Source organism: Nostoc sp. ChiVER01, from assembly GCF_034531155.1.
Lineage (GTDB): Bacteria > Cyanobacteriota > Cyanobacteriia > Cyanobacteriales > Nostocaceae > Nostoc.
The window spans coordinates 191,355-197,962 of record NZ_JAVRBS010000008.1; the positions used below are offsets into that span (position 1 = coordinate 191,355).

Below are 6,608 nucleotides of genomic sequence, written 5' to 3' on the forward strand. Positions count from 1 at the left end.
AGCATTTTTAGAAAGATTTTTAACTAACAATGCTAAACAATAAACTCATCAAATATACTTCGAGATTACCTTTTCATTCTCCTTGGTTTATTATCATTCTTTTTTCTGTTCTTGGTTTAATAGGTATCCTTAACCATTCGATGTGGCGAGATGAACTAAATCCCTGGCTCATCATCAGAGATAGTCAATCTTTAGGCGATTTAATTGCAAATATTCGTTATGAAGGTCATCCTCTTCTATGGTATTTTTCTCTGGAAATTTTGAGAAAGATAGTCGATAACCCTATTATTATGCAAATTTTTCATTTGGCAATTACTGTTGCTTCAGTTACTCTTTTTTGTCTATATAGTCCTTTTAACTATCAACAAAAATTTCTTTTTTCCTTTGGTTTCTTTCCTTTTTATGAATATCTTTTAATTTCTCGAAACTATGCCTTTAGTATGTTATTTGTTTTTGCATTCTGTACAATTTTTGCATCCAGAAAGATAACTTATATTTATTTGGCAATTTTATTGGGTTTACTAGCAAATAGTAGTGCTTATGGTTTACTGGTATCATTTCCTTTATCATTGACTTTGCTAGCTGAATTTTGCTTTGATAATGAACATCGCCAGCAGTATTTTAGTCAAAGCCAAAAATACGATTTATTTTTAAGTATTATAATTATTATAGTTTCTTTTATTGTATGTATTTATATTATTACTCCTCCAACAGACAGTTATCTTCATGGTGGTTTAAATAATGGTTGGTTAACAAAATTAGATATCCGTCATTTATTGAGAAGCATAAATAGAATATTTGGTGCTTATTTATTAATTATTCCTCAACATAAGAAATGGCTGGATTTAATTATTTGTGCTGCAATTGCTCTATTAATTGTAATTTTAACCTCAATTAAATTATCTAAAAAGCCAGTAGCATTGTTTTTTTACATTATAGGTAATTCTGTAATATTTGCCTTTACATACTTCAGATTTATAGGTATGCCTCGGCATTTTGGACATTTCTATTTAGTTTTGATAGCCGCTTTATGGCTGGAAAGCTATTATCAAGAGTCTCTAATTATACTCACTAAATTTTCTGTTCGTCCAAATTCAATTATATTTATTCATAAATGGCATCATATCGCTTTGATGCTAATTCTTTATGTCCAGTTTTTTGGAGGCATTTATAGTTTTTCAAGAGATTTAGTTATACCATTTTCTGCTGGTCGAGAAACAGCTCAATATGTTCAAAAAGCTGGGTTAGCTAATGAGTTTATTGTTGCCAGTCGAGATGCAAATATGGCTCCTTTATCGGGTTATCTCAATCGAAAGCTTTATTATCCTGAGATTAAAAAAATGGGAAGCTTTACCCTATTTAAAAGTGGTCGTCAAGATGTCGAACAAACTGAGATATTAAGCCAAATTAATTCTCTACTCAAAAATCAAGATGAGCTAAAGAAAATTTTACTCATTTTAAATCGTAAATTGAATATCAACCGCAATGATTTGAAAATTGTTCCAATCAAAGATTTTCAGAGAGGCTGGGTGGATACTGAACGATATTATCTTTATTGGGTAGATGAGGCATAAGGATAATCCGCCGAATTTTGCTAGGCAGATTTGAGTCACTGCTTGAGGTAAAGAGAAGTACAAAATTTCATTTAGAAATATGGGATAGACTTTTTTGTACTGAAGCAGTCAGCATTGACATCGGAATATATTGCTATGAATCTTTGGTTTATCCCGTCGCAATTGATAGCAAAAAAATTTCATTAAAGCTACAGTAAAAAACTAATCCTAATCTCTTAGGCGTTTTAAAATGCTGTTCTGTCTTATAAACTAAAGGCTTAACTGTTATACAAGCAACATCTATTGCCCAAACACCCTATAAATAACGCTTTTACGTCCTTTGAGTTAGCTTGCTACCACTTATAACTAGCTGCAATGCTTGAGGCTACTCTACACTGGAATAAGAGAATGTGTGTTTAACTAACTTAGATGTTCCACGCTAAGGAGTTTAGTCATACCTTTTCGATGTTGCTGATGTAGTGCTTACCTCGTGTGGTAAAACTTAACTTAAATTCTGTCAGTTACTAACGGAGTTGATAGGAATGGGTACTTTAATTGTTATTGGCTTGATAGTGGTATACGGAGGCGGCGTTTGGAAGTTTTGGAATGGGTTTAGACGGACTAATTTTAATCCAACTTTGACCAATCGCATTGGTTTATCTTTGCTATGGCCAGCTTTGTTTATTACAAATCAATCCTATCGTCAAAACTTTAGAAAGGCGTTGAAGGGCTAGAGTTTACTATTAAGTTTAAAGTCATCTGAACCTGACGGTGGCATATATCCCAATATAAATCTAACCCACCAACCCCCTTTCCCTACTAGGGAAAGGGGGTTGTCTTTGCTCATTCTAGAAGGAGAGAAATGAGTTCGTAATGTTGACAAAGCAACGCGTTAGCAATTGGGAAGCTAGTGTAGCTGATGAATTTACAAAATTATTTATTTGGTTAGCAGATGGATTGCTGCACCTACGGCTGCACCATCAACAGCATTCCCAAGGGTATCTCTGCTATTGCCAGTAATTGCACCAGTTACTGCGCTAGCGCCTGCACCAACTCCGACATCTTGAACAACGCTCCGGTCACGACGATTGCGAGGGTTTCTCAAACCATTTGCACCATTAACAGCGGCACCAGTGACACCACCTCTTACAGCATTATTTAATACATTACCCTTTCCTCTAACTGCTCCGGTGACAACATTGGTAACAGCCCCAATACCTGCATCTCTTAATACTTGGTCATCGGCAGCAGCCGGTTTAGCAGGAACTAATGTGACACCAGCTAAACTTGCAGCCATGAGGCTGGGTAGAAGTGTGCGTTTTAAGATATTATTCATTGTGTTACCTTCTCAAAACATCAAACAATTGGATAAAAGCAAAGTTACTGGAGTCAGAGAAAATCATACTTTTTCAATTGGACAACAGCAACTATCTATTGTTTGAGGACATATACATAATCGCATTTATAAAGTTATAACTGCATCACCTGAAAGCATGAATATAAATTAAGTCTTCAGAAGGCCTTGCTGATTCATTAGGCAATACTAGAGATTACCCATTGACAAAATGAACTAAAGATGAACTATAGATTTTTATGTATGAAAGTTTCATTTTTTCAGTACTAGCAAGCGATTTCTGATGATCAATCATGTAGTGTTTACTCTATCTATCTAAAGATAGGTGACAAAATAAGTAAACTAACTAATGTAGTTAATATTCAATTCTCTTAGTTTAGCAGTCAAGCATTGCGATCGTGCTTCACAAGTGTGAAAAAATTATGCTTGGGGTTGAGCCTTTAGACTCAATGTCACAAGGACAGATGTAAATTTAAGTAGATACGAAGCTGTTATTTCTAAGAATCTGTCAATAGCCAATTCTCCAAGCTTAATCCTTCAACTCGCAACAAGTCAGAGTCATTGGAAACCAGAATTAAACCGCGTGCGATCGCTGTAGCAGCTATTAATATATCTTGTTCTTGTATCTTCAAACCCCTACATTGTAAATCCACATGGATTTCACATGCCCTCTCAATAATTTCTATATCATCCAAGAATAAAACTTCATATTTTCTATAAAACTGATTAAATTCTGCTATCTGCCTCGCAGCATTTACATACAAAAGTCCTCTTTTAACTTCATAATAAGTTATACAACTGATAAAAACTTCTTGTCCCGAACGATTAGCATCCCGTAGTTTCCTACTAACAGTTGCATTTCTCCTCAAAATGTAACTAACAATATTTGTATCTAATAAATAAGCCACTTTGTCTATTTTCGTTTTACTGCATCATCGTACATTTTGATTTGCTCTGGGGTCAAATCATTTAACGTACCAGAAACTGCTTCTAAGACAAGAATCTTATCAATTCTGCGTGTCAGTTCATGCTCGGTTATAGCTCTCATTTCCTCTGGTGATAACTGTCCAAAGAGTTTTACTAACATTTCTATCATTTCTTGTTGATTTAACTTAACTTGATATAAGCTATTACCTTTAATTAGCTTTCCAACGATTGGTGATATGCGATTACTGACTTCTTGATTATAATTAGCAACTTCTGGCATAATTCTTTCCATTTATCAAATAATTATCTTAATTATAAACAATCTCACTCAGCGTTCCTTTGCGTTAAAAAAAGGCGGGCCTTTCAGCCCACCCCACAAAATTTTGAGAATATTCTGTTGCTATTAACCCAACAATTGTTTAGCTTTAGCTAATACATTATCAACGCTAAAACCAAACTTCTCTAAACAAACACCACCTGGAGCTGAAGCACCAAAGCGATCAATACTAACAGTATCGCCTTCAGTACCCACATATTTGTGCCAACCGAAACTAGCGCCAGCTTCTACAGATAAACGCTTTGTGACAGCTTTCGGCAAAATCGACTCTTTATAAGCCGCATCCTGCGCTTCAAACAGTTCCCATGAAGGTAGCGAAACAACACGAACTTTCTTACCTTCAGCCTTGAGTTTTTCGGCTGCGCCGACGGCGAGGCTCAATTCTGAACCAGTACCAATCAGGATGATATCGGGTGTACCTTCGCTATCTACTACAGTGTATCCACCCTTCGCTACACCCTCAACCGATGTACCTGCTAAGTTGGGTACGTTTTGACGGGTGAACGCCAACAGAGATGGAGCGTTTTGCTTCGCTTGCTCGATCGCTATTTTATAAGCGCCAGAGGTTTCATTACCGTCTGCGGGACGAAACACTAATAAATTAGGAATGGCTCGTAAGGAAGCTAGAGTTTCAATGGGTTGGTGTGTAGGGCCATCTTCACCTTGTCCTATGGAATCGTGAGTCATCACCCAAATCACCCCAGCTTGGGAAAGGGCAGATAAGCGGATGGCAGCACGCATATAATCTGTGAAGATCAAGAAGGTAGCACCGTAGGGGATTAATCCTGAAGTGTGCAGCGCTATACCATTACAGATTGCGCCCATAGCATGTTCACGCACACCAAAGTGGATATTGGGGTTTTCGTAGTGTCCTTTTTGGAAGTCGCCTTTACCCTTGATTTCAGTCAGGTTGGAGTGGGTTAAGTCAGCCGAACCACCAATCAATTCAGGTAAAACTGCCGCCAGTTTATTGAGGCAGGTTTCTGAGTGTTTGCGGGTGGGCAGTCCTTTGTCTTCTGGGGTGTAGGTGGGTAGTACCTTATCCCAACCATCGGGTAGCTTGCCGTTTAGGTAACGTTCAAATTCAGCCGCTTCTTGGCCATACTTGGCTTTGTAGTCGGCAAAGGTCTTGTTCCATTCGTCTTCGTAGCCTGCACCGCGCTCAACTGCTTTGCGTGTATGGTTGAGGGCTTCTTCAGGTATTACGAAAGGTTCGTATTCCCAACCCAAATTTTTCCGAGTCAATGCTATTTCATCTCCACCAAGGGCAGCACCGTGAACGCCAGCAGTGTTTGCTTTATTGGGAGAACCGTAACCAATAATGGTTGTTACCTTGATGAAAGAAGGCTTATCGGTGACAGCTTTAGCCGCTTCAATTGCTTTAGCGATCGCTTCTAAATCCGTGTTACCATCTTCGACGTGTTGAACGTGCCAACCGTAAGCTTCAAACCGCTTAGAAACATCTTCAGTGAATGCCACATCTGTGGAACCGTCGATGGAAATGTGGTTGTCGTCATAAAGAGCGATGAGTTTGCCTAATCCCAAGTGTCCTGCGAAAGAACAAGCTTCACCGGAAATCCCTTCCATGTTGCAACCGTCACCTAAAATTACGTAGGTGTAATGGTCAACAATCTTGGTATCGGGTTTGTTAAATTTAGCGGCAAGATGCGCTTCGGCGATCGCTAAACCAACTCCATTGGCAATTCCTTGACCCAAGGGGCCAGTTGTGACTTCCACGCCTGGGGTCATGAAGTTTTCGGGGTGTCCAGGGGTTTTGGATTCCCATTGACGGAATTGTTTGATATCTTCAATGGTGACGCTATCGTAGCCTGTCAGGTACAGTAGGGCGTACTGTAACATTGAGCCATGACCGGCAGATAAGACAAAGCGATCGCGGTTAAACCATTTCGGATTCTTGGGATTAAACTTCATAAAGCGATCCCAGAGGACAAAAGCCATCGGAGCTGCGCCCATTGGTAGTCCTGGGTGTCCCGATTTTGCTTTTTCTACGGCATCAACAGCCAAGAAGCGGATCGAGTTAATAGCCAGTTCTTCGACGGACAATTCTTTGGCGGATTGGGTTGCAACAGTCATAATCTCTTGTTTTTAACGACGGGTTAGCACTCTTCGTAGCTTCTCTGACTGGGGTTATTTTAAATTTCCCACAGTATCCTCATCATCCCACTCCCGCTTGTCGATAAACAAGCGGGATCTCCTGAGTTTCTGGTGATAAATCAAGCAGATAATTGGGTCATGCTGAACGCTTACTTTATATCGGAATGATATCTATGATACTTTGGGCATGAGGCATGGGGCATTGGCAGGGGGCATTGGAGATTGAGCAAACGAGCAGAGTTGGATAAAACTACTGAATTCTGACTCCTGAATTCTGACTCCTGAATTCTGACTCCTGAATTCTGACTCCTGAATTCTGACT

At 38.9% G+C, this 6,608-nt stretch carries 6 protein-coding genes; 2 read left to right on the forward strand and 4 right to left on the reverse strand.

Features of this window, described 5'->3' with window-relative positions; translation table 11 throughout:
* Positions 1 to 29 precede the first annotated feature (29 nt).
* Together RMY00_RS13410 and RMY00_RS13415 are read left to right on the forward strand one after the other, a co-directional pair.
* On the forward strand, positions 30 to 1,574 hold the full coding sequence (locus RMY00_RS13410; RefSeq protein ID WP_322648017.1) for a hypothetical protein: 1,545 nt from the start codon (positions 30 to 32) through the stop codon (positions 1,572 to 1,574).
* Between the two features lie 521 nt (positions 1,575 to 2,095).
* Entirely contained in the window at positions 2,096 to 2,287 is a 192-nt protein-coding gene (locus RMY00_RS13415) for a hypothetical protein (RefSeq protein ID WP_322648018.1), read from the forward strand.
* A gap of 203 nt (positions 2,288 to 2,490) precedes the next feature.
* Here the strand turns inward: RMY00_RS13415 and RMY00_RS13420 are convergent, their stop codons facing one another.
* From RMY00_RS13420 to tkt, 4 genes are all read right to left on the reverse strand, one after another.
* Complete coding sequence (locus tag RMY00_RS13420; RefSeq protein ID WP_322648019.1) at positions 2,491 to 2,889, reverse strand: hypothetical protein; 399 nt, start codon at positions 2,887 to 2,889, stop codon at positions 2,491 to 2,493.
* Between the two features lie 515 nt (positions 2,890 to 3,404).
* The gene (locus RMY00_RS13425; RefSeq protein ID WP_322648020.1) at positions 3,405 to 3,815 is read right to left on the reverse strand and encodes a type II toxin-antitoxin system VapC family toxin; all 411 of its coding nucleotides are present in this window, start codon (positions 3,813 to 3,815) and stop codon (positions 3,405 to 3,407) included.
* A 5-nt stretch (positions 3,816 to 3,820) separates the two neighbouring features.
* Complete coding sequence (locus RMY00_RS13430) at positions 3,821 to 4,114, reverse strand: hypothetical protein (RefSeq protein WP_322648021.1); 294 nt, start codon at positions 4,112 to 4,114, stop codon at positions 3,821 to 3,823.
* Between the two features lie 123 nt (positions 4,115 to 4,237).
* Entirely contained in the window at positions 4,238 to 6,265 is a 2,028-nt protein-coding gene (tkt, locus tag RMY00_RS13435; RefSeq protein ID WP_322648022.1) for a transketolase, read from the reverse strand.
* Between the last annotated feature and the right edge of the window lie 343 nt (positions 6,266 to 6,608).

Coding starts and splice junctions, on each gene's coding strand:
- RMY00_RS13410 (WP_322648017.1), top strand. CDS start 30: ATGCTAAACAATAAACTCATCAAATATACTTCGAGATTACCTTTTCAT.
- RMY00_RS13415 (WP_322648018.1), top strand. CDS start 2,096: ATGGGTACTTTAATTGTTATTGGCTTGATAGTGGTATACGGAGGCGGC.
- RMY00_RS13420 (WP_322648019.1), bottom strand. CDS start 2,889: ATGAATAATATCTTAAAACGCACACTTCTACCCAGCCTCATGGCTGCA.
- RMY00_RS13430 (WP_322648021.1), bottom strand. CDS start 4,114: ATGCCAGAAGTTGCTAATTATAATCAAGAAGTCAGTAATCGCATATCA.
- tkt (WP_322648022.1), bottom strand. CDS start 6,265: ATGACTGTTGCAACCCAATCCGCCAAAGAATTGTCCGTCGAAGAACTG.